Origin of the sequence: Aquimarina pacifica (genome assembly GCF_000520955.1) — a bacterium.
In the GTDB taxonomy this organism is placed as follows: domain Bacteria; phylum Bacteroidota; class Bacteroidia; order Flavobacteriales; family Flavobacteriaceae; genus Aquimarina; species Aquimarina pacifica.
The window spans coordinates 213,645-235,720 of record NZ_JACC01000003.1; the positions used below are offsets into that span (position 1 = coordinate 213,645).

Here is a 22,076-nt window from a genome sequence, read left to right on the forward strand (position 1 = left end):
TAATGAAAGGTTTATTTATATTAGAATTTCTCCAATAAGATATGGGACAGCATATCCGCTTAGGAATACTCGATCTCCCTCTAGCTTACATGACAATTCTCCTTTACGCGCAGATAATTGTTTTGCTTGCAACTGAGTTTTTTTTAGTTGTTCTGCCCAAAAAGGAACTAAAGAAGTATGTGCTGAACCTGTTACAGGGTCCTCTAACGGAATTTCTGGATTCGCATCAAACACTCTAGAGACAAAATCTACTGATGTTCCTTTTGCTGTAATGATTGTGCATAAGTAGGGGAGTCCCTTTAATAAATTAAGGTTTGGGGTTTCATTTAGTATATCTTCTTCTGATTGAAATACAATTGTTAAATCTCTACCTGCCATTGCAGATATTGGCGTTCCTTTGAATGCTTTATATACTTGTTCAGGAATAGCTATTGGTTTTGGTGGATTAGAGGGAAAGTCTAATGTAATTGCTCCGTCATCTTCTAGAATAGCCTTTAATTCACCACTTTTTGAATAAAATGATATTTCCTTGATTTTAGGATCAATGTAATTGAATATTACATACGCAGAGGCTAAGGTTGCGTGACCACATAAATCTATCTCGGCATAAGGCATGAACCACCTAATTTCATAACCGTCATCTTTTTTAACAAAATATCCAGTTTCTGCAAGGTTATTCTCAATAGCAATGTTTTGTAAGGTTTGATCATCTAACCAATGTGGAAGGTGACAGATAGCTGCCGGATTGCCTCCAAATAAGGTTTTGGTAAAAGCATCAATTTGGTACATTTTAATTTTCATAACTAGAATATTTATATATTGGTATATCTAATTTTTTAGATATGTTTAATCAAATTTTTATAATCGTTTTGTTAGTGTTCTGATATATTCTTGAATTACCTCTTCGTTTCGTTTAAAATAGGTCCATTTCCCATGTCGTGTCGCGATTAATAGTCCAACTTTTTGCATACTATTAAGGTAATGAGATATTGTCGATTGTGATAAACCTGCCTTTTCCTGTATTAGCTGTCCACAAACTCCATCATTAAAATGACCTAGCTCTTTATGAGGAGGAAAATTAGACGCAGGGTTCTTTAACCAATCTAGTACTTCTAAACGAGTCACATTAGACAACGCTTTATTAATATCGAGTATTTGATCATTATCCATCGAACAAATATACATATTTAATTTTATAAATATGTATAGCGTTACTTTCTTTCTTTTTTATTGGTTATATTTTTTATTACTATAAATTATTAATCCTATTATATAATTTATTAGGTATAATTACTAATCTTTGCAGCAAATGAATATTATCAAACCAATACAAACGAAAACAGTTGCTGTAAAGCTTAGGCCATCTGCAGAAAAAATGGTTAAGAGGGGGCATCCTTGGGTTTTTGAAGACAGTATTATTAAACAAAATACACCAGGAAAAGCGGGTGATTTAGTAATCATTTATGATACTAAAAAAAACAATTTTCTAGCCTGTGGATTATATGATCCTTATTCACCTATTAGAATCAAACTTATTCAATTTAGAAAAACTGCTAAGATCAACGAAGATTGGTTTGTTTTAAAAATAGATCAGGCATACAAATTAAGACAAGAATTACTTCAAACAGACACGAATAGTTATAGACTCTTGTTTGGTGAAAATGATGGTCTTCCGGGGTTTATTGCTGATGTTTATGATAACGTATTGGTTATTAAGTTGTACTCTCAAATATGGTATCCTTACCTTAACTGGATTGTTAAACATCTCGTTTCTGTAACGGGGTGTATGACTATTGTATTGCGACTTAGTAGGTTGTTGCAGTCAAAAGGAGAAAGTTTTGATCTTAAAGATGGGCAAATTCTTTATGGGAAACTTAAGAATGATGTGGTTATTTTTCGGGAGCATGGCGTTTTATTTTCTGCCAATGTAATCAAAGGTCATAAGACCGGATATTTTTTGGATCACCGTCATAATAGAAAAAGAGTAGGGGAGTTAGCAAGAGGAAAAACTGTTTTGGATGTATTTTCTTATGCTGGTGGGTTTTCTGTACATGCACTTACGGGTGGAGCAAAAGAAGTGACTAGTCTTGATATTAGCAAGCAAGCACTTGATATGGCCAAAGAAAATGGTATTCTTAATAGTCATCATGGGATACACAAGATTATGGTTTCTGATGCTTTTGATGGATTACAAAAACTTATAGATCAACAAAAAACGTTTGATATTGTTGTCATAGATCCTCCTTCGTTTGCAAAACGTGAAAATGAAATCGGTAAAGCCATGAATAGTTATGCAAGATTAGCCATTTTAGGATCTCAATTGGTTACAAAAAAGGGAATCTTAGTACTAGCTTCTTGTTCTTCAAGAATATCTGCTCAAGATTTCTTTGACATTTCTGAAAAGAATATCCTCTCAACAAAAAGAACTTTTACATGTATAGAAAAAACATTGCATGATATTGATCACCCTATTAGTTTTCCTGAGGGAGCATATCTTAAATGTGGATATTATATATTAAATTGAAAGAGTTAAAAATAAGGAGCAAACGGTATATGTTGTTAGAATTAAAAACCTTAAAAACTACCTCAAAGACAGACAAATAAAAAAAGGGTGAATCAACAAGATTCACCCTTTTTCCTTTTCAATACTATATTGACACTTTCCTTAATACGCTCTCTAATTAATTAGCAGATAGCATTGCAAAGAATTTATCCATATTAGGTAATAATACGATTCTTGTACGTCTATTAATGGCCATATTTTCTTTAGTATCATTTTCTACAAGTGGCTTATAGCTACTTCTACCAGAGGCGATTAATTTTGCAGGATCTACATCGTATGATGATTGTAGTTTTCTAATAATCGAAGTAGCTCTTTTTACACTAAGGTCCCAGTTATCTTCTATTACTGGAGTGCTGATAGTTCTAGGATCTGTATGTCCTTCTACCATAACCTCTAAGCTAGGTTCTGAATTAATAACTTCTGCTAATTTCTTTAATACATCATCTGCTTTATTACTTACTCTGTAACTACCGCTGTTAAAAAGCATTTTGTCTGATATAGATATCATTACTACTGTATTATCAATATCAATAGAAATATCTTCATCTTCCTTTAAATTATCAGATAAAGAACTCTTTAGGTTATGAGAAACGGCTAAGTTCATAGAATCTTTTAAAGATGTAGCACCTTGTAGTTTTTGTTGATCTACATTTGCTAACGTTTGCTTCATCTTCTCTTTTGTATTGTTAGAGATTGCAGCAAAATCTTCTACCATTACCATTTTTTCGTCATTTGATGTTCTTAACGAGTTAATTTTGGCATTGTAGTCAGCCACTCTAGATTCGATTTTAGCAAATTTCTCCTCTAATTCCTCTTTCTCTACAGCTGTTCTTTGTAAGTTACTTTGTGTATCAGTAAGTTCTTGCTCTAAGGCTACATACTTTTTCTTAGACACACATGACGTCATAACTAATACTCCTGACAGTGCAATTAATGTGATTGATCTTTTCATGGTTATTTGATTAAATATTCGTTCTACTAAAACTATTAGTCCTTTCATTTATTGTTTTTCTTAATCTTAATATTTTCACATGAATTTCTTAAAAAATGTTAATTTTTTAAGATTTGAGCAATTAACCGTAATTATTTTGTGGAAGTTCAATATCCGTTAAAAAAATTAATACACTGATTTACAAAACGTTGTGTTTTAAAGTTTTTTGTATTCATATATTTTTTTAAAAAAAGTAAAAATTCAATATAATAAGGAGTTATTTTTTAAAGTTATATTGCAATCAAATTGAATGTAAGCCCCATATCTTTATTTAATTTAGTAAAATATATTAATAGTAATTGATGTTTTTAAATAGAAATAGGCTTTTATCTTATTTCTTGATTTGTATTTCATTTTCAATAATGTCAGCTCAGGAAGTATTAGATCAAAAAGTAAAAGTAATAGGATATAAAAAAATTGTAGTACAGGGTAACATTTTAGATCTACCGATATATCCTGATAATAATAACTTCTTTACTGATAAAAATGATGATATACATCATATAATACCAGAAGATTCTGAAGATTTTCTGGCATCATGGGACACCAAAAGATTCAATCCATATTCAAAAGGTTCTGTTGATTTTCCTATTAAATTAGTTTTTTCTGATAAGGAGTATTCATCTCCTGTTTCAAGAAAAATGGTAGTTACCTCAAGGTTTGGTTGGAGAAGAGGTAGGCCACATCAAGGGATTGATATAGATTTACAAATTGGTGATAGTGTGAAAACACTATTGGATGGAAAAGTAAGATTTGCACGTTATTATAGTAGTTATGGTAATGTAGTTGTTGTTAGGCATCATAATGGTTTAGAAACAGTATATGCACATTTATCAAAATTACTAGTTAAAGAGAATGATGTTGTTAGTAAAGGCGATATTCTAGGAAAAGGTGGTGTTACTGGTAATGCAAGAGGTAGTCATTTACATTTAGAGGTACGATATAGAGGTAAGAGTATAAATCCAGAATATTTGTTTGAGTTTGATAGCGATACAAAAATTAGATCAGAAGCTCTTTTTGTAACAAGAAAATGGGCTTCACCAAGAAGTCATAAATCCACAAGGCAGAGTAAGATAGTGGTTCATAAAACGATTGATCATATAAACGTTTCTGAAGAACTAAAGAAAAAAACATATGTAGTTCGAAAAGGCGATACTTTGCACAGAATAGCAAATGAACATGGATTAGCGGTATCAGAAATCTGTAAGAATAATTCTATCAACTATAACTCAGTTCTTAAAATAGGGCAGGAGATAATTATTAATTAATTCTGTAATAATTAGTTGTGAATTTTATATAGCCGAAGCTATATTAAGGTATTTATTAATCATTTCTAACAATGTGATTTTATTATAAGGTTTTAATAAATAATCGTTTAATCCGGCTTGTACAATTTGTCTGTTTAATTGAGTAATATCTACTCCTGTTAAAGCTATGATGGGAGTTTTAGTATCAAATTCACGAATTCTTTTTGTGGTACCTATACCATTTAGTTTTGGCATATTAATATCCATAAGAATAATATCATAGTCATTATCCTTGGCTAAATCTATTGCATCAAAACCATTATCTATTGTAGTACAATCAAAGTTTTCTTGAGACAACATTTTGTCAGCTACCAAAAGATTTAATTTGTTATCATCTACAATCAAGGCTTTCAAACGCGAAGTGCTAGAAGAGGGTACTTTATCAGATAAATTTGGATTGCCTTCTTTTACATCAGTTATTTCTTCGGCAGATTCTAAATCAACCAAAATAGTATATTGTGATCCTACTCGAGAATTATTTTCTACAATTATTTCTGCATTAATAGCTCTTGCTAAACGATTCACAATTTTAGAATTAATTCCTTTTCCTAAATATGACTTTTTAGCTTTTTCAATATTTATAAACTCTCTGTAGATAGATGACTCTGCTTCGTCAGAAATTTCGTCTCCGTCGTGGCTTATTTTAAAAGATATATTAGATATACCGTTTTGTTTTTTAACGAGCCCAACAGAAAAATAGATATTTCCATTTTTTGTAAAACGTAACGCATTATTAACCAAATTCATTAGAATTTGAGATAGTATTGCTGGATCTCCCTTAATATTATTTTCTATTTCTGGATCAAACTCAAAATGTAATTTGTTATCACTGCTTTCTGTAGCGTAGCTAAAAGAATTGAGAAGATTTTGTACAACTTCCTTTAGATCAAAAACTACACTTTTTGCAATAACTTCCTTATTATCAATAATATTAACATTTAGTACATTATTAATTAGTGTTAAGAGATAATCTCCAGAGAATTTTAAAGATTTTAATCGCTTATTATCTTTTAATTCAGGTTGTTCTTCTGCCAAAAGATTTGTGAGTCCCATAATACCATATAATGGTGTTCTTAGTTCCTGACTAAGCATGGTAATAAAATTTTGTTGTAATCGAAATTGCTTTTCTGTTTTTTGTTGTAGAAGTTCTAATTCTTCACTTTTTTGAGCAAGACTTTTTTTCACTTTTGAATAGCGAAACAACAAAAAAACTACTAAAGCTAGTAGTACCCCTCCGATACTATAATAGATCATAAAAAAATTTTTGACAAAGTAATAAATATATGGTCGATACTACAAATTTAGTTCAGTTTTTTATAGTATTCTATTTTTTAACGAAAAACTGAAATAGAGAATTCTGTAATTATAATAAAAATAGGGCGTCTATTAATATACATGAATGTTTTAAAAGGAATCGCTAGATATAAATTAAATAATTTAAGAACTGTATCTTTACACATAAATTAATAGGTAGTACATACTATATGAAAACTAAATTAATCCTTCTTTTTTTGTTAGCAATGGGATTAGTAGCGAGCGCCCAAATAGAAAATTCTTCTTCTATACGTATTGATTTGGAGAGTGACCAAAGTACGGATCAATATAGTTTATCAAAAGGCAAACTTTCTACTGATACTAATTTAAATAGTAATACAAGCCATGATTTAAGTAAATACGGTCGCCCTCAACAAAGTTTTGATATGACCGGAAATGATGGTTTTTATAAACCCAAAGCTCCAGAAATTAAACCTAAATGGTTTGAGGAAGAAAATAAAATAAAAGATGAATACAACAATGATCAATATTTTGGAAATTTTAAAAACAATGGAGAGGTTGTAAAATTAATCTATCGAGATCACAAAACAGTAGATGGTGATATCGTAAGAATTTTAGTAAATGATAAAGTTATTATTTCTAAGGTTTTTCTTTTTGGTCAGTTTAAAGGAATTGAAATTGACTTGATAAAAGGCTTTAATAAAATAGATATTCTTGCTCTTAATCAAGGTGATGCTGGTCCAAATACAGCTGAGTTTCATTTGTATGATGAGCAAGGAGTTTTAATAACGAATAATGAATGGAATCTTACAACGGGTAAAAAGGCGACTATGATTATTGTAAAAAATTAAATTTTATTATTAATAACGTTGTCACCATATAAAAAAATAAAAAGGACCGTACTAAACGGTCCTTTTTTTCTAATTACAATAAATCTCTGTTTTATGAGCTGCAACGCCCATTATTTGTCCATCTACCATTAGATTGAAGTGTATATAAATATCCATTATATGTTACTTGATCTCCTACAGAGTAGCTATTATATCTACTATAAGCAGATACACCAGCGCAAATATCAGAACTATCAGTAGTTTCTGTACATTCTGCAATTCGGTTCCATCGTGTATAATCTCTTTCATATAAGTAACCTCTATATGTAACTAGGTCTCCTACAGAATATCGTTGTCCATACACCCATTCTGCAATACCATCACAGGGGTTCGAAGGTTCTTCCTCTTCCTCTTCCTCTTCTTCCTCTTCCTCTTCCTCTTCTTCTTCTTCCTCATCCGAAGAAGGGTATACTATATTAGTTCCTTCTATATCTAAAGCAGAAAGAGCAGCCTGACGACTAGGCAATGTATTACCATTAAGATCTGTTATCGTAGGCTGTCCATTTTTACTAAATGTATAGCTACCATACATCATTGTAGAATTAATATCAAAATCTCGTGTTACCAAAACAGAAGAACTACTTGCATAAAACTGATCTTCGGCTCCATCTTGTATGTTTTCAAAATTAATAATGATATGATCATCTCTATCTGATCGGTTTTGCTCATGAATATACCCTAGAGTATGTCCGATCTCATGTATTATTACCACAGCCGTAGTACGTGTACCAAGCTGCATGTATCCTCTAGATCCATTCATTCCTAAAGTAGCGACACCACAATTACAAGCATTACCATTGCTACTAATAGTTACGTAATTGGATTCATTTGTTCTCTCCTTAAATCTTACATTAGTTTTGCTGCTCCATTCATCCATGGATACTTGAAGTTCACTTAATACAGAACTACTTAGCCCTTGGGTTACATAAACTACTGTGTTATCAGTCCATTTATTTACACTTCCCCATAGTCCTAATTTTGCTTCAATTTCATCACCAGGAGGTGTAGTATCATCAGCAACAGGAATAGCTGTGTCACTTAATTGTTCAGGAAAAACACGAACATCTGACCCCTGTAGACTATAAGTGCCATCATCTTCTAATTTTACAAGAACCTTTTCTCCTAAGAAATACTTTTCGATAAGTTCTTCTTGTACTTCGGTAATAGTATCAGAGACTTCCTCAAGTGGTTCATTTTGATTACATGAATAGAATGATAGTGTTACAGCCAAAAATCCCACCTTTAGCTGGTTAAATACATTTTTTGTTTTCATTAATATGGTTTTAAGAAATTACTTTTTTACAAGTATGTAACTATAAAATCAGGTATATTATTATTTTAATTATTGTTAAATAAAATGTTAACATTTGTTAAACCATTATATAACTTAGTGTATTACGTATAAAAAAATATGAAAACAAGAATTTTTTTGAGTAAAACGAAGAATAAAATAACAAGTTAAAAGAAGTATCTTGAAAAAAAGAAAAGGCAACAATTCTGGATTGCTGCCAAATTAATTTGAAATATACTTAGTAGAATGATTTACAATTTAGACTAAGAATTTTTGTCTAAATAATCACCCAAATTACTAAGAGAATTGTTCCAGAACTGCTCATAACCTTGCAGCCACTGATTTACTTCTTTTAAAGGGGTAGCGTTTGCATTACAAAAACGTTCTCTACCTTTGGTATCAATGACTACCAAACCAGCTTCCTCTAAGGTTTTAAGGTGTTTTGTGATTCCTTGTCTGCTGATATCAAATTGATTAGCAATCTGAGTAATGGGTAATGCAGTACTTGCAATCAACAGAACATGAAAAATTTCACGTCTTGTCGGATCTGCGATTGCTTTTAATACGGCAGTAATCTTATCCTGCATAAATAATTTCTTTAAGATACGTACCTAAACCTGAGATACAATTGTCCCAACCACCATCAAAGCTCGAAAACATTTTGACAGCAGTTTCTCCTTCGTAGTTTGAAATCCCAGAATGTTCTAAATAAAGTTTAGTGCCTTCGGTTGTTTCTTCTAATTTCCATTTTACGGTAGTTTCTACAGGTACTTCTGTTACAATCCATGTATAAACTAGGGTATAAGGATTTGCTTCTAAAACTTTACCTTTAATCGGGGAACAATCTTCGCCAGAGGAATTAAATGTGTATTCGTATCCTTTTTCGGCTTTAAAATCGGCTTGTAAAAACCAAGTAGAAATTTCTTTAGAATTTGTAATAGCATTCCATACTTTGTCTATCGAATGATTAAAAACGTGCTCTTTAACTATAACATCTTTCATTATTCTATAATTTTATGATTAATAATGCAACTATATGGTTGCAAATATAAGAAATAATCTCAAATACGCAACCATAAAGTTGCGTATTTGAGATTTCATTATATTGAGCATAAAACGAATAAGGGGAGTTAAGTAACGTTATTTCCAAAATATATAGGATGTAAATCTGCTAATTCTTTTGTCGTATACATTCTTGATTTAATAACAAATCTAATTCCCATGGGGATTTCAAGAGAAAAACTAGCCCCTCGTCCCTGAGTAATATCGAGAGTTAATTGAGTATGTCGCCAATATTCGAATTGGTCTGCCGACATATAAAAATTACAGCCATGAATGGTACCCAAACAAACATCAGTTTCATTAATAAATAGCTCTCCCTTAGGAAAACACATAGGGGATGATCCATCACAGCATCCTCCACTCTGATGGAACATCAATTCCCCATGCTCATTTCTAAGGGTATCGATTGTGACTTTTGCTGTCTCGGTTATCTTGATTCTTGATACCATGATATACTATTAAAAAAATCCTGCAGCTTTTTTGTCATACGATATTAACATGTTTTTGGTTTGGCGATAATGATTCAACATCATTTTATGGTTTTCTCTACCAATACCTGACTTTTTGTATCCACCGAATGGTGCATGAGCAGGGTAGGTATGGTAACAATTTACCCAAACACGTCCAGCTTTTACTGCCCTTGATATTTGATATGCCTGGTGCATATCTCGTGTCCAAACTCCTGCACCAAGTCCGTATAAAGTATCATTTGCAATTTCTATTGCTTCTTCCTCATTTTTGAAAGTAGTTACGCACGCAACGGGTCCAAAAATCTCTTCTTGAAATACGCGCATTTTATTATTTCCTTTAAGTAATGTAGGTTGTATATAATACCCTTTTTCGAGTCCTTCGATATATGCTTCGCCACCACCGGTTAAGACTTCACAACCTTCATCTTTTCCTATAGATAAATAATTAAGGATTTTTTCGAATTGATCGTTTGATGCTTGTGCTCCCATCATAGTTTCTGGATCTAATGGGTGGCCTAATTTAATTGCTTCTGTGCGTTCTATCACACGTTCTATAAATGCATCATAAATATTCTCTTGTATTAAAATTCTAGAAGGACAAGTGCATACTTCTCCTTGATTGAGAGCAAACATAACAGCACCTTCTATTGCTTTGTCAAAAAAAGCATCATCAGCTTCCATAATACTTTCAAAAAAGATATTTGGTGATTTACCTCCTAATTCAAGTGTCACAGGGGTGATATTTTTTGAAGCATATTGCATGATGAGTTGTCCTGTAGTAGTTTCGCCTGTAAAAGCAACTTTACTTATACGAGGGCTTGATGCTAATGGTTTTCCGGCTTCTACCCCAAAACCATTAATAACATTAAGAACACCTGCAGGTAGAATACCTTCGATAAGTTCCATCAGAATCATAATTCCGACAGGGGTTTGTTCTGCGGGTTTTAATACAATACAATTTCCTGCAGCCAATGCTGGTGCTATTTTCCAGGTTGCCATCAATAATGGAAAATTCCATGGGATAATTTGTCCTACAACTCCCAATGGTTCTTGAATACTTAAAGAAACTGTTTGAGAATCAAGTTCACTTGCGGATCCTTCTTCTGCCCGAATTACTCCGGCAAAATATCTAAAATGATCGATAGCAAGAGGGAGGTCGGCTGCCATAGTTTCTCGTAAGGCTTTTCCGTTATCCCAAGTCTCGGCACGCGCTAACATTTCTAGGTTTTCTTCTAGAACGGTTGCAATTTTCAATAAACAATTACTTCGATATGTCACCGAAGTATTGTTCCATTCTGGAGCGGCAGCCCAGGCTGCATCAATTGCTAATTCTACATCGGCACTTGTAGAACGTGCTATTTTTGTAAAACTGGTTCCATCTACAGGAGAAATATTATCAAAATATTCATTCTTAGATGGTTTTACCCATTTTCCGCCGATATAGTTGTCATATTTATCCTTAAAACTTGGTTTTTCGAATTTGCTTTTGGGGGATGCTTTTGAAATACTCATAATAATAATAGAATTAATGTTGTTAAGTAATGAAGTGTGTGTAATTGTCGTATGATGTAATGTGTTGACAAGAAGAGGTCTATGCTTCTAAATATACCAAATTTTAATTGTTTATATTTTATAAATGATGTTAATTTTTTGATGATATTGAGATAAATAATCTTCTGAAATCACATTTTGTTAGCGCTTCATTTTAAATACATATTTGATACTATGACTATACCCGTCATTTAACTCAAAAAGTGCAGGGGTAAACCTGCTGGGTTTTTAGTTATTTACCTCTTTCATTGATATGTTCACAACAGTAATTTTATAGAAGTACTAATCAAGGCCAGTTTAAACAAGATAACTGGTATAATACACATAACAACAATGGAAATTAATCAAACAAGGGGAGCGATTAAATTATCTATCCCAGCAAAAGTGGCGTACAATGCCGACGCCTTTAAAAAAAGCATTTTTGAATTATTAGATGAATTGGGATGTCCTAAATGTTTTTCTGGGGTAGACTGCTATTTCGAAACAATAAGGGATTATGTATTAGACCCAAGTGAAAACGTAGTTACAAGATCTGTACCTTCTAGTGAGCGGTTTTCGGCTATTCAGGGAAAACCATTAGCGACCAGAACACTTAATGTAGGAGTCTCGGCAGCAGTATCTTATGATATTGATAAAATAGACAAAGCAATAGCAACTATTTTTGAGGAGATAGGGTGCTTAGCTTGTTGTTCAGGAAATGATATTTTTTTCCAAAATCAATTTGATTTTAATTTTTAAAAACAAATTTTATGAGTGTACTGCAAAATACTCAAGAATTACAATGCCTACCATCACTAGGGGTAGGCATTATTTATTCGCCAACAATTGAGAAAATTAATTTCCCTGATGGCCTTATTGATACCTTAGAAATAGAACCACAAACCCTATGCATTAGGGATCAAAATGATTGTCTTAAGATCCCTGTTGATGTCTTTAATTCGATAAATACTTTACCTTTTAATAAACTTGTGCACAGTATTGGTGCTCCTGTAGGAGGAAGTACTTTGCCTCAAGAAGATCAATTAGAATTGATTGCATATTCTGCTCAATTGTTTGATAGCCCTTGGGTAACAGAACACCTTAGTTTTAATGCTACTACCGAATTTAATACTGGTTTTTTTCTTCCACCATGTCAAACATCAAAAGGGTTAGAATTGGCAATCCGAAACATAAAATATCTTCAAGAAAAAATACAGAAACCTATCGCAATAGAAACTGGTGTTAATTATTTAAAACCTAATAATTACGAAATGAGCGATGGTGCCTTCGTTGCGCAATTGTGTAAAGAGACTGGGTGTGGTATTTTGCTTGATATTCATAACTTATTTGCTAATCAGCTCAATGGTAGAGAGAGTATTACGGATTTTCTGAAAGAAATCCCTTTAAATAATGTGGTAGAAATGCACATTGCAGGGGGGACAGAATTAAATAGTTTATGGATGGATTCTCATTCGGGCCCAATTGATAAGAGGCTACTAGCAATTACAAGAGAAATTTTGCCAGATCTTAATAATCTAAAAGCAATCACTTACGAAATATTTGATTCTTATATTCCTGTAGTAGGAGATAACCTAATTATTTCAGAAATGGAAAATGTAAGAGAACTATGGGAACGTCGTAGGGAACCTTATTCTATAAAAGATAGTGAAAAACTACCCGAAACAGTACATGCAATTCAAAAACTTAATCAAGAATATGAGCCTATAGCTTGGGAGCATATTTTAGGAAATCAAGTTATCGGAAAAATTGCACTAGATGATAATTCTGAAAATAATGATAGAATAGAAATCTATCAAAAGCTTATCAAAGAGTTTAGAGCCTCTATGATTGCGCGAATTTTTAAGCTCACCACTCGATATATGATGTTGGTGTTAGGTAAAAAGGTTTTTGCAGTGATCTTAAACGATTTTTGGAAATTAAACCCTCCTGAGCAATTGAGTTATAAAGAGGCTCAGAATTTTGCAAAATATTTAAAACACAAAAACTACAAGTTACCTTGGCTCGATAGATTACTAAACTATGAATGCGCTATTTTGGATACCCTAATGGATGAGACACTTAGAGTCGTATCTTTTGATGCCGATCCGATGCCGATGTTTAATGCTTTATCACAGGGTAAACTACCAGAAAAAATAGGAGATTTGGGAGCATATCAAATAGAGATAACTCCAGAGAATACTAGTATCGAGTGGAGGGTGATACACTAAAAATTAGCGTCAATTTATAATAGAACAAAAGTTAATTCTAAAACTTAAATATTGATTTCATCTACGTGGTATACACTTTTATGATTCTATAGAAAAATAGTATTTTTTTGATCCATAAAGTGCTTTGTTGCACTTTATAATAACAGTACGAAGTAAGATTTCAATAATTAGAACTTCTAATTATGAAATAAAATGCCTTAAAAAATAGAATAAAGAATTCTTTGAGAGTATCTTAATTGATAATCGTTATAAGTTAAGGTTACAGTTGAATTTTGATGGTTTTTATAGTACCTTGTAAGGATAACAATATTAAAACATTATACTAACTCTACACTAATCACTCTTAAAACCATGAAAAAAAACCTTTTTGTAATGTTAATGATGTCTTGCATCATTAACCTTTCTGTTTTTGCTCAAAAAAGTAATACAGCACTTGCTAATGAATATCTAACCACAAAAGGAGAAGTTATTTTTAATTTTATAATTGAAAACACTTCCGAATTAAGCGAAATTACCAAGGAATTAGCCATTGTACATTATAATAATGATACAAAGACCGTTAAAGTAATGGCCAATGAGAATCAATTTGCTTTGTTTCTTCAGAAAAAAACTCCTTTTACTGTTTTTCCTGAAGATAATGTTATTGGTTACAAAACAATGACTACAGATCTAGCAGTAAAAGCTACAACATTTCCGCTTACTGCATATCCGACTTATGATGATTATGAAACAATCATGAATGAGTTTGTAACAAATCACCCATCAATATGTTCTTTAGAAAATATTGGAACTACAACCGAAGGTGATAAATCATTACTTTTTATAAAACTATCAGATAATGTTGCTAGTAACGAACAAGAACCTCGTATCATGTATACATCGTCAATGCATGGTGATGAGATTGCCGGGTATCCTATGATGTTAAACTTAATTAACTTCTTAGTAGAAGCATACACAGATACTGCTAACTCAAGACACGCTGAAATAAAAGACTTACTCGATAACAATGAAGTTTGGATCAATCCATTGGCGAATCCTGATGGTACATTTAACAATAGTCCAGATAATAGTTCTGTAGCCAATGCAACACGAGGGAATGCGAATAATGTAGATCTAAATAGAAATTACCCAGATCCTGATGATGGTGCTAATCCTGATGGCAATCCTTATCAAACAGAAACTATTGCATTTATGGACTTTACAGCGTCTAAACACTTTGTGTTATCCGCTAATTTTCATGGTGGGATAGAACTTATTAATTATCCTTGGGATACCTATGCAGGAGCACATCCTGATGAGGATTATTTTATTCAGGTGTGCGAAGAATATCGGGATCTCTGTCAAGCAAATAGTCCGAGCGGATATTTTGATGCATTGAATAACGGAATTACAAATGGTTATGACTGGTATGAGGTACAAGGTGGTAGACAAGATTATCAAATATATTTTGAAAAAGGACGTGAAGTAACAGTTGAGCTTTCAGATAATAAAACACCTAATTCTAGCTTGTTAGATGATTATTGGAATTATAATCAGGAAGCTCTTTTGGCTTTTCTAAAACAAATCAATTATGGTATTAGAGGCGTTGTTACCGATGCAGTAACCAATCAGGGAATAGCGGCCAAAATAACTATTGTTGGGCGAGAAAACTATGAATCTTGGACGCCAACAGAGTTACCAGAAGGAGATTATTACAGACCTATAGAAGCCGGAACTTATGATATTTTGTATGAGGCAGAATGTTATGAATCTGTAGTGGTAACTGATGTAAGTATTGCTAATTATAGTGCGGTTATACAAAATGTACAATTAACACCAATTACTGATTTACCTCCTACAGGTCTTGTTGCATCAAATATTCAAACTACAACAGCAACTCTTAATTGGGATAATGACAGTGATACTGATTATGATATCAGATATAGAATTGTTGATACCACCGATTGGACTGAAATAAGCATTGATACAGCAACCCTTAATCTGACCGGATTACTTTTTGACACACAGTACGAAGCTCAGGTTCGTAGTAATTGTATTGGTGGTGTGAGTTCTCCATATAGTGACTCAGTTATATTTACCACTTTAGAAAATGGTGTTTGCGCAGTTATTGGTAGTTTTCCGTATTATGAAAGTTTTGAATCTGATTTTGGTGTATGGACGAATGTAACATCAGATATTGATTGGACCCGTAATTCTGGAGGAACACCGTCTTCTGCTACCGGACCATCAAATGCGCAAGATGGTAGTTTTTATATTTATACAGAGGCATCCAGTAATGTAAGCCCACCAGGAAACCCCAACATGACTGCCATTTTAGAAAGTCCGTGTATTGATTTAAGTATCTCTAATCCTGCCATAACTTTTGGATACCACATGTATGGTAGCTCAATGGGAAGTTTAGAGCTTCTTGTAAGCACAGATGCATTTAATTATACAAGTATATGGTCTATTAGTGGAAACCTCGGTGATGAGTGGAATCAGAATACTGTAGATCTCTCCTCATATAGTGGTCAAGTTATATTTTTGCAATTTAGAGGAACTACAGGCACCAGTTGGCAGAGTGACATGGCAATCGATGATATTCGAATAGAATCATCGAATCCAGATACAGAAGCCCCATCAATACCAACAGGCTTGGCAATAACCTCAGTAACGGCTAATAGTATAGGCGTTTCTTGGGATGAATCAATAGATAATATTGGTGTTTCTGAATATGAAATATACCAGGATAATAATTTAATAGGAAGTGCTACAAGTACAAATTATAGTGCTATTGGATTAGAACCAAATACGAGCTATTCTTTTTCTATAATAGCAAAGGATACGAGTGGTAATAGCTCAGGATTTAGTAATACTATTAGTGCCACAACTTTAGAAAATACAATCTCATATTGTACGTCTCAAGGAAATAATGTGTCGTATGAATATATTGATTATGTAGAGTTAGGTGGGATATCCAATGAATCTGGAGCAAACTCAGGATATACGGATTTCACAAACTTGGTGGGCGCTATTAATTTTGGAGCCAATAATATAATCTTGCGTGTTGGATTTGCTAATGCAGCATATAATGAATATTGGGGTGTTTGGATTGATTATGATCAAAATGGAGTTTTTGATGCTTCAGAACAAATAGTATCAGCACTCACAAATACAAGTACTAATGAATCTTATAGTTTTGTGGTTCCAGAAACAGCCTTAAGTGGTATAACCAGAATGCGTGTGTCAATGAAATATAATACTGCACCAGATGCCTGTGAAACATTTACATACGGAGAAGTAGAAGATTATACCATCCAAATAGGAACGTCTTCTCTAGCTAAAACTAAAAATATAGTAGATACTGATGTAACTGATATCTTGTTGTATCCTAACCCTAATAAAGATGGAGTCTTATTTATAGAAGGGTTTTACTCAAAAAAAATGTCATTTACTATCATTAATGCTATGGGACAGAACATAACTAGTGATACTGTTACTAATAATCAAATTGACGTATCAGGATTACCAAATGGAGTGTATATGCTAAAAATAAATGCACAAAAGAGTATAACCAAGATGTTCGTTATTGATAAATAAAAGTAATCATTGTATTTTAGAATTGTTAAATACCATTTTTAAAAAGCCTTTGTGATTAGATATTTCTTTTTACAAAGGCCTTTTAAAATCATAATTATATTACCAATAAGATCAAAAAAAGAGTGATATTTTTAATATGTGAAAATTCTTCAGAAAACTTCTAAAGAAGTCTCTTACCTTTCAGAAATAAGTAATACCTTGGTATAGGTTCTATCCTAATAGAAACTTTTAAAATTAATCATTATAAATCAACGGAATAAAGAAAATCGTTCGTTTGATCTATAAGAAATTCATGTTAGCATTGGTGGTGTCGCAAAAAAGAATTTCGATAATTGTAACTAGCTAAAGCTAAAATATGAGTGACGTTATTGTACACAGTTTATTTTCAGAATTCGATATTAATCTTTTCAAGAGTGGTAAGCATTATCGCTTATATGAAAAGTTTGGGTCGCATATAACAACCGTTGATGGTATAAAAGGAACTTATTTTGCTGTTTGGGCGCCATCTGCAAAATCTGTTTCTGTGGTCGGAGATTTTAATTTTTGGACAGAAGGCGAATATGAACTCAATGTGCGCTGGGACGAATCAGGTATATGGGAAGGTTTTATTCCTGAAGTAGGAAAAGGAAATCTATACAAGTACAAAATCCATTCACACCATAATAACATTGTTACCGAAAAAGCAGACCCATACGCTAGACGATCAGAACATCCTCCTCAGACAGCTTCTGTTGTGTGGGATAGTACATATCAATGGAATGATAAAGAGTGGATGACAAATCGCAAAAAGAACAATGCTCTAGATGCGCCATATTCTGTCTACGAAGTACATTTGGGATCCTGGAAAAAAAGAGTAGATGAAAATAGGTCTTTATCTTATACAGAACTATCCGAGGAATTGGTTTCTTATGTTAAAGAAATGGAATTTACGCATGTAGAGCTAATGCCAATAATGGATTACCCATATGATCCATCATGGGGATATCAATTAACTGGTTATTTTGCACCAACAGCACGATTTGGTTATCCAGAAGAATTTCAGTTGTTAGTAGATACTCTACACCAAAATGATATAGGAATTATTCTAGACTGGGTACCTTCACATTTTCCTGAGGATGCGCATGGCTTAGGGCTTTTTGACGGAACCTCATTATATGAACATCCAGACAAAAGAAAAGGATATCATCCAGATTGGAAAAGCTTGATTTTTAATTATGGACGTAATGAAGTTAAAAGTTTTCTTATAAGCAATGCCATTTTCTGGTTAGATCAATATCATATTGATGGATTGCGAGTAGATGCCGTAGCATCAATGCTTTTTCTTGATTACTCTAGAGAAGAAGGGGAGTGGGAACCAAATATATATGGGGGACGAGAAAACCTTGAGGCAATTACCTTTTTAAAAGAATTAAATCATGAGGTCTATCAAAGCTTTCCTGATGTGCAGACTATAGCAGAAGAGTCGACATCATTTCCTATGGTCTCTAAACCTACGTATCTCGGTGGCTTAGGATTTGGTATGAAATGGATGATGGGTTGGATGCACGATACACTAGAATACTTCAAAAAAGAATCTATTTATCGTAAGCATCATCAAAATGATCTCACCTTTAGCATGACTTATGCTTTTACAGAAAATTTTATGTTACCACTATCACATGATGAAGTAGTGTATGGTAAGTCTAGTATTCTAGGAAGAATGCCTGGTGATGAATGGCAAAAATTTGCTAACCTTAGGCTATTATATAGCTATATGTTCACTCATCCGGGTGGAAATCTATTGTTTATGGGATCTGAGTTTGGACAACACGATGAATGGGATTTTCAAAAGAGTTTAGATTGGCACTTATTACAGTATGATTATCATAAAGGAATAAAGAACCTAATTACAGATTTAAATATTCTGTACAAAAAGAATACAGCGCTCTACGAACAGCAATTTAGTGCATCTGGTTTTGAATGGATTACACATGATGACCATGAGAATTCAGTTGTTTCTTACATCAGAAAAGGAAATAATAAAGAAGACGTCTTGATCATAGTATGCAATTTTACACCCATACCAAGAACTGACTATCAGATAGGTGTACCAAAAGAAGGAAAGCTGGTCGAAATATTTAATAGTGATGCCCAAAAGTACGGAGGTAGTAATATTACAAACCCTGATGCAATTGCTATAGAAAAAGTAGATTGGAATTATCGCCAACAATCAACAAAAATTACGATACCACCACTAGGAACCGTCGTATTTAAAATAACACCATAGATCTTTGACCTTTATTTTTCATAAATATCAAAATAAAAAAAATACAATGTCAAACAATTGTTAATAGATTTAACTTCAATCGTTTTCGTTGACTTTTATCTGTAAATAGTTGGACAAATGATTTAATAATTGATTTAGAAATCGTTTTTTTATATAACAAAACATAACGAAAAAGAAAGCTATATGATAACCAATACAGAATTAGAACATAAAGGGAATATGTTTCCCGGTAAAATTGTTTCTTTCTCACAAAATGTTGATAAGATAAATTTTACTACCGAAAATGGTGTCATACTTCAGGTTACTATTCTAAGAGGAAGCGTTATTCGTTTTAGATATGCAACTGATAGTAATTTCGAAAATGATTTTTCTTATGCCATAAGTGAAAATGGTGTTCGGGGATATAGTATGTTAGAAGTAGAAGAACATGATGATGAATATATTATAATTACTGCAAAAATCCGCATAATAATCTCTAAGGCCAATATTCATGTTAGTATTAGTGATAAGAAAGGAAATATAATCTGTAAAGATGATTGGGGGTTTCATTGGGAACAAAGCTATGAATTTGGAGGTAATATTGTAAAAATGAGTAAAGCTGCTCCCCAAGGTGAGTGTTACTATGGTCTTGGTGATAAGCCTATGCACCTTAACCTAAAAGGGAAAAGAGTAGAGAACTGGGCTACAGATCAATATGCTTTTGGAAAAGATCAGGATCCTTTATATAAAAGTGTTCCTTTCTATATCGCGATGTACGAAGAAAAATCTTATGGTATCTTTTTCGACAATACATTTAGAACATTTTTTGACTTTTGTCACGAACGTAGAAATGTAACTAGTTTTTGGGCACAGGGAGGAGAAATGAACTACTACTTCATTTATGGTCCTGATATGCAAGATGTTGTTGTTAGATACACAGACCTTACAGGAAAACCAGAGCTCCCGCCATTATGGGCATTAGGATATCATCAATGTAAATGGAGTTACTATCCAGAAAACAAGGTGAAAGAGGTTACGAGTAAATTTAGAGAACTTCAGATTCCTTGTGACGCAATTTACCTTGATATTGATTATATGGAAGGCTTCAGATGCTTTACATGGAATAAAGAATACTTTCCAGATCCTAAGCGTATGGTTCAAGAACTTGCGGATGATGGTTTTAAAACGATTGTTATTATTGATCCAGGAATCAAAATTGATGAAGAATATTTTGTTTATCAGGAAGCTATCAAAAATGATTATTTCTGTAAACGTGCTGATGGTCCTTACATGAGAGGAAAAGTTTGGCCTGGAGAATGTTTTTTTCCTGATTTTACAAATCCAGATGTTCGAGAGTGGTGGGCTGGATTATTCAAAGAGATTATTGATGAAATAGGAGTAAAGGGAGTTTGGAATGATATGAATGAACCTGCCGTTATGGAGGTGCCAGGTAAAACATTTCCGAACGATGTTAGACATAGTTATGATGGCAATTACTGTAGTCATAGAAAAGCACATAATATATACGGTACTCAGATGGCACGTGCAACCTATGAGGGTGTAAAGAGATTTGCATATCCAAAACGTCCGTTTATCATTACAAGATCGGCTTATTCTGGGGCTCAAAGATTTACATCTTCTTGGACCGGTGATAACATTGCTACTTGGGAGCATCTGTGGATAGCAAATATACAAGCCCAAAGAATGAGTATGAGTGGTATGTCATTTACGGGGAGCGATATCGGTGGTTTTGCAGAGCATCCAACAGGAGAACTCTATGCGAGGTGGATTCAATTAGGAGTATTTCATCCATTCTGCCGTACACACTCTTCTGGTGATCATGGTAATCAAGAACCATGGACATTTGGTGAAGAAGTAATTGATGTGACAAGAAAATATGTAGAATTGAGATATCAATTGCTTCCTTATTTATATACAATGTTCTGGGAGTATGCAACTGCGGGAATACCTATGCTAAAGTCTTTAGTATTGTATGATCAAGAAGATTTACAAACACATTACAGAACTGATGAGTTTATTTTTGGAAATCAAATATTAGTATGTCCTGTGCAAGAACCCAATGCAAAAGGTAGAAGAATGTATATCCCAAAAGGATCCTGGTATAACTATTGGACTCGCGAATATGTAAAAGGAGGATTAGAAAAATGGGTAGATGCTGATCTTGATACCATACCTTTATTTGTAAAAGAAGGAGCGATAATCCCAAAATATCCAGTTCAACAATATGTAGGCGAAAAGAAAATTGAAGTACTCACTTTAGAGGTTTATTATAAGCTTGGAGAAAAAGAAGTGTCCAAGGTATATGAAGATGCACAGGATGGATATGATTATACAAAAGGAAGGTTTAGTCTAAGGAGTTTATCTTTTACAGGGAAAGAAAAAGAGATTATTATTCAGCAACATAAGGATGGAAGCTTCGAGAATGAGTATGAAACCATACAATTAGAATTAATTGGGTTGCCATTCAAAATTAGTAAAATCGAAATTGATAATGTTGTTGTATCATCTGACAGTGTTAAATTAGACCCGAAAAAAAATATAGTAACGGTTCCCAAAAATTTTGCAGAGCTTCATATTGTTGCCTGATTTTGGTCCCATACTAACAGATACTTTTTCAAAATAAA

17 protein-coding genes are annotated in these 22,076 nt (G+C 32.9%); 8 read left to right on the forward strand and 9 right to left on the reverse strand.

The features are described from left to right. Positions 1-15 precede the first annotated feature (15 nt). Positions 16-801 (reverse strand): PhzF family phenazine biosynthesis protein, encoded by a 786-nt coding sequence (locus DZ60_RS0103230; RefSeq protein ID WP_025740446.1) that lies wholly within the window; start codon positions 799-801, stop codon positions 16-18. 57 nt (positions 802-858) lie between these two features. Beyond that, a complete protein-coding gene (locus DZ60_RS0103235) occupies positions 859-1,170 on the reverse strand; it encodes an ArsR/SmtB family transcription factor (protein WP_025740447.1) in 312 nt (103 codons plus the stop codon). 139 nt (positions 1,171-1,309) lie between these two features. Here DZ60_RS0103235 and DZ60_RS0103240 point away from each other — a divergent pair, with 139 nt between their 5' ends. Beyond that, a complete protein-coding gene (locus DZ60_RS0103240) occupies positions 1,310-2,524 on the forward strand; it encodes a class I SAM-dependent rRNA methyltransferase (RefSeq protein ID WP_025740449.1) in 1,215 nt (404 codons plus the stop codon). Positions 2,525-2,681: 157 nt separating this feature from the next. Here the strand turns inward: DZ60_RS0103240 and DZ60_RS0103245 are convergent, their stop codons facing one another. Further along, positions 2,682-3,515 carry an OmpA/MotB family protein gene (locus DZ60_RS0103245; RefSeq protein WP_025740450.1) on the reverse strand — a complete coding sequence of 278 codons (834 nt, stop codon included), beginning with the start codon at positions 3,513-3,515 and terminating at the stop codon, positions 2,682-2,684. A 401-nt stretch (positions 3,516-3,916) separates the two neighbouring features. Between DZ60_RS0103245 and DZ60_RS22360 the strand changes: the two genes are divergently transcribed. After that, complete coding sequence (locus DZ60_RS22360; protein ID WP_241448704.1) at positions 3,917-4,822, forward strand: M23 family metallopeptidase; 906 nt, start codon at positions 3,917-3,919, stop codon at positions 4,820-4,822. A 24-nt stretch (positions 4,823-4,846) separates the two neighbouring features. On the opposite strand, the gene DZ60_RS0103255 is transcribed toward DZ60_RS22360, so the two are convergent. Beyond that, positions 4,847-6,046 (reverse strand): response regulator, encoded by a 1,200-nt coding sequence (locus tag DZ60_RS0103255; protein ID WP_161634362.1) that lies wholly within the window; start codon positions 6,044-6,046, stop codon positions 4,847-4,849. Between the two features lie 299 nt (positions 6,047-6,345). Here DZ60_RS0103255 and DZ60_RS23970 point away from each other — a divergent pair, with 299 nt between their 5' ends. After that, entirely contained in the window at positions 6,346-6,987 is a 642-nt protein-coding gene (locus tag DZ60_RS23970; RefSeq protein WP_025740455.1) for a hypothetical protein, read from the forward strand. Positions 6,988-7,078: 91 nt separating this feature from the next. Here the strand turns inward: DZ60_RS23970 and DZ60_RS0103265 are convergent, their stop codons facing one another. The 5 genes from DZ60_RS0103265 to DZ60_RS0103285 all read right to left on the reverse strand — a co-directional run bounded on the left by DZ60_RS0103265 (position 7,079) and on the right by DZ60_RS0103285 (position 11,361). Continuing rightward, entirely contained in the window at positions 7,079-8,299 is a 1,221-nt protein-coding gene (locus DZ60_RS0103265) for a M12 family metallopeptidase (RefSeq protein WP_025740457.1), read from the reverse strand. Positions 8,300-8,580: 281 nt separating this feature from the next. After that, complete coding sequence (locus DZ60_RS0103270; RefSeq protein WP_025740458.1) at positions 8,581-8,904, reverse strand: ArsR/SmtB family transcription factor; 324 nt, start codon at positions 8,902-8,904, stop codon at positions 8,581-8,583. Further along, positions 8,894-9,319, reverse strand: a complete 426-nt coding sequence (locus tag DZ60_RS0103275; protein WP_025740459.1) for an SRPBCC family protein — start codon at positions 9,317-9,319, stop codon at positions 8,894-8,896. The genes DZ60_RS0103270 and DZ60_RS0103275 overlap by 11 nt, the downstream gene beginning before the upstream one ends. A gap of 128 nt (positions 9,320-9,447) precedes the next feature. Next, on the reverse strand, positions 9,448-9,828 hold the full coding sequence (locus DZ60_RS0103280; protein ID WP_025740461.1) for a DUF779 domain-containing protein: 381 nt from the start codon (positions 9,826-9,828) through the stop codon (positions 9,448-9,450). 9 nt (positions 9,829-9,837) lie between these two features. Continuing rightward, complete coding sequence (locus tag DZ60_RS0103285; protein WP_025740462.1) at positions 9,838-11,361, reverse strand: aldehyde dehydrogenase family protein; 1,524 nt, start codon at positions 11,359-11,361, stop codon at positions 9,838-9,840. Between the two features lie 372 nt (positions 11,362-11,733). Between DZ60_RS0103285 and DZ60_RS0103290 the strand changes: the two genes are divergently transcribed. The 5 genes from DZ60_RS0103290 to DZ60_RS0103310 all read left to right on the forward strand — a co-directional run bounded on the left by DZ60_RS0103290 (position 11,734) and on the right by DZ60_RS0103310 (position 22,038). Next, complete coding sequence (locus DZ60_RS0103290) at positions 11,734-12,138, forward strand: hypothetical protein (protein WP_025740464.1); 405 nt, start codon at positions 11,734-11,736, stop codon at positions 12,136-12,138. 11 nt (positions 12,139-12,149) lie between these two features. Continuing rightward, positions 12,150-13,607, forward strand: a complete 1,458-nt coding sequence (locus tag DZ60_RS0103295) for a DUF692 domain-containing protein (protein ID WP_025740465.1) — start codon at positions 12,150-12,152, stop codon at positions 13,605-13,607. 351 nt (positions 13,608-13,958) lie between these two features. Continuing rightward, on the forward strand, positions 13,959-17,186 hold the full coding sequence (locus DZ60_RS23975) for a M14 family zinc carboxypeptidase (RefSeq protein WP_025740467.1): 3,228 nt from the start codon (positions 13,959-13,961) through the stop codon (positions 17,184-17,186). A 355-nt stretch (positions 17,187-17,541) separates the two neighbouring features. Next, entirely contained in the window at positions 17,542-19,452 is a 1,911-nt protein-coding gene (glgB, locus tag DZ60_RS0103305; RefSeq protein ID WP_025740469.1) for a 1,4-alpha-glucan branching protein GlgB, read from the forward strand. A 183-nt stretch (positions 19,453-19,635) separates the two neighbouring features. Further along, positions 19,636-22,038 (forward strand): glycoside hydrolase family 31 protein, encoded by a 2,403-nt coding sequence (locus DZ60_RS0103310; protein ID WP_025740470.1) that lies wholly within the window; start codon positions 19,636-19,638, stop codon positions 22,036-22,038. Positions 22,039-22,076: the final 38 nt, after the last annotated feature.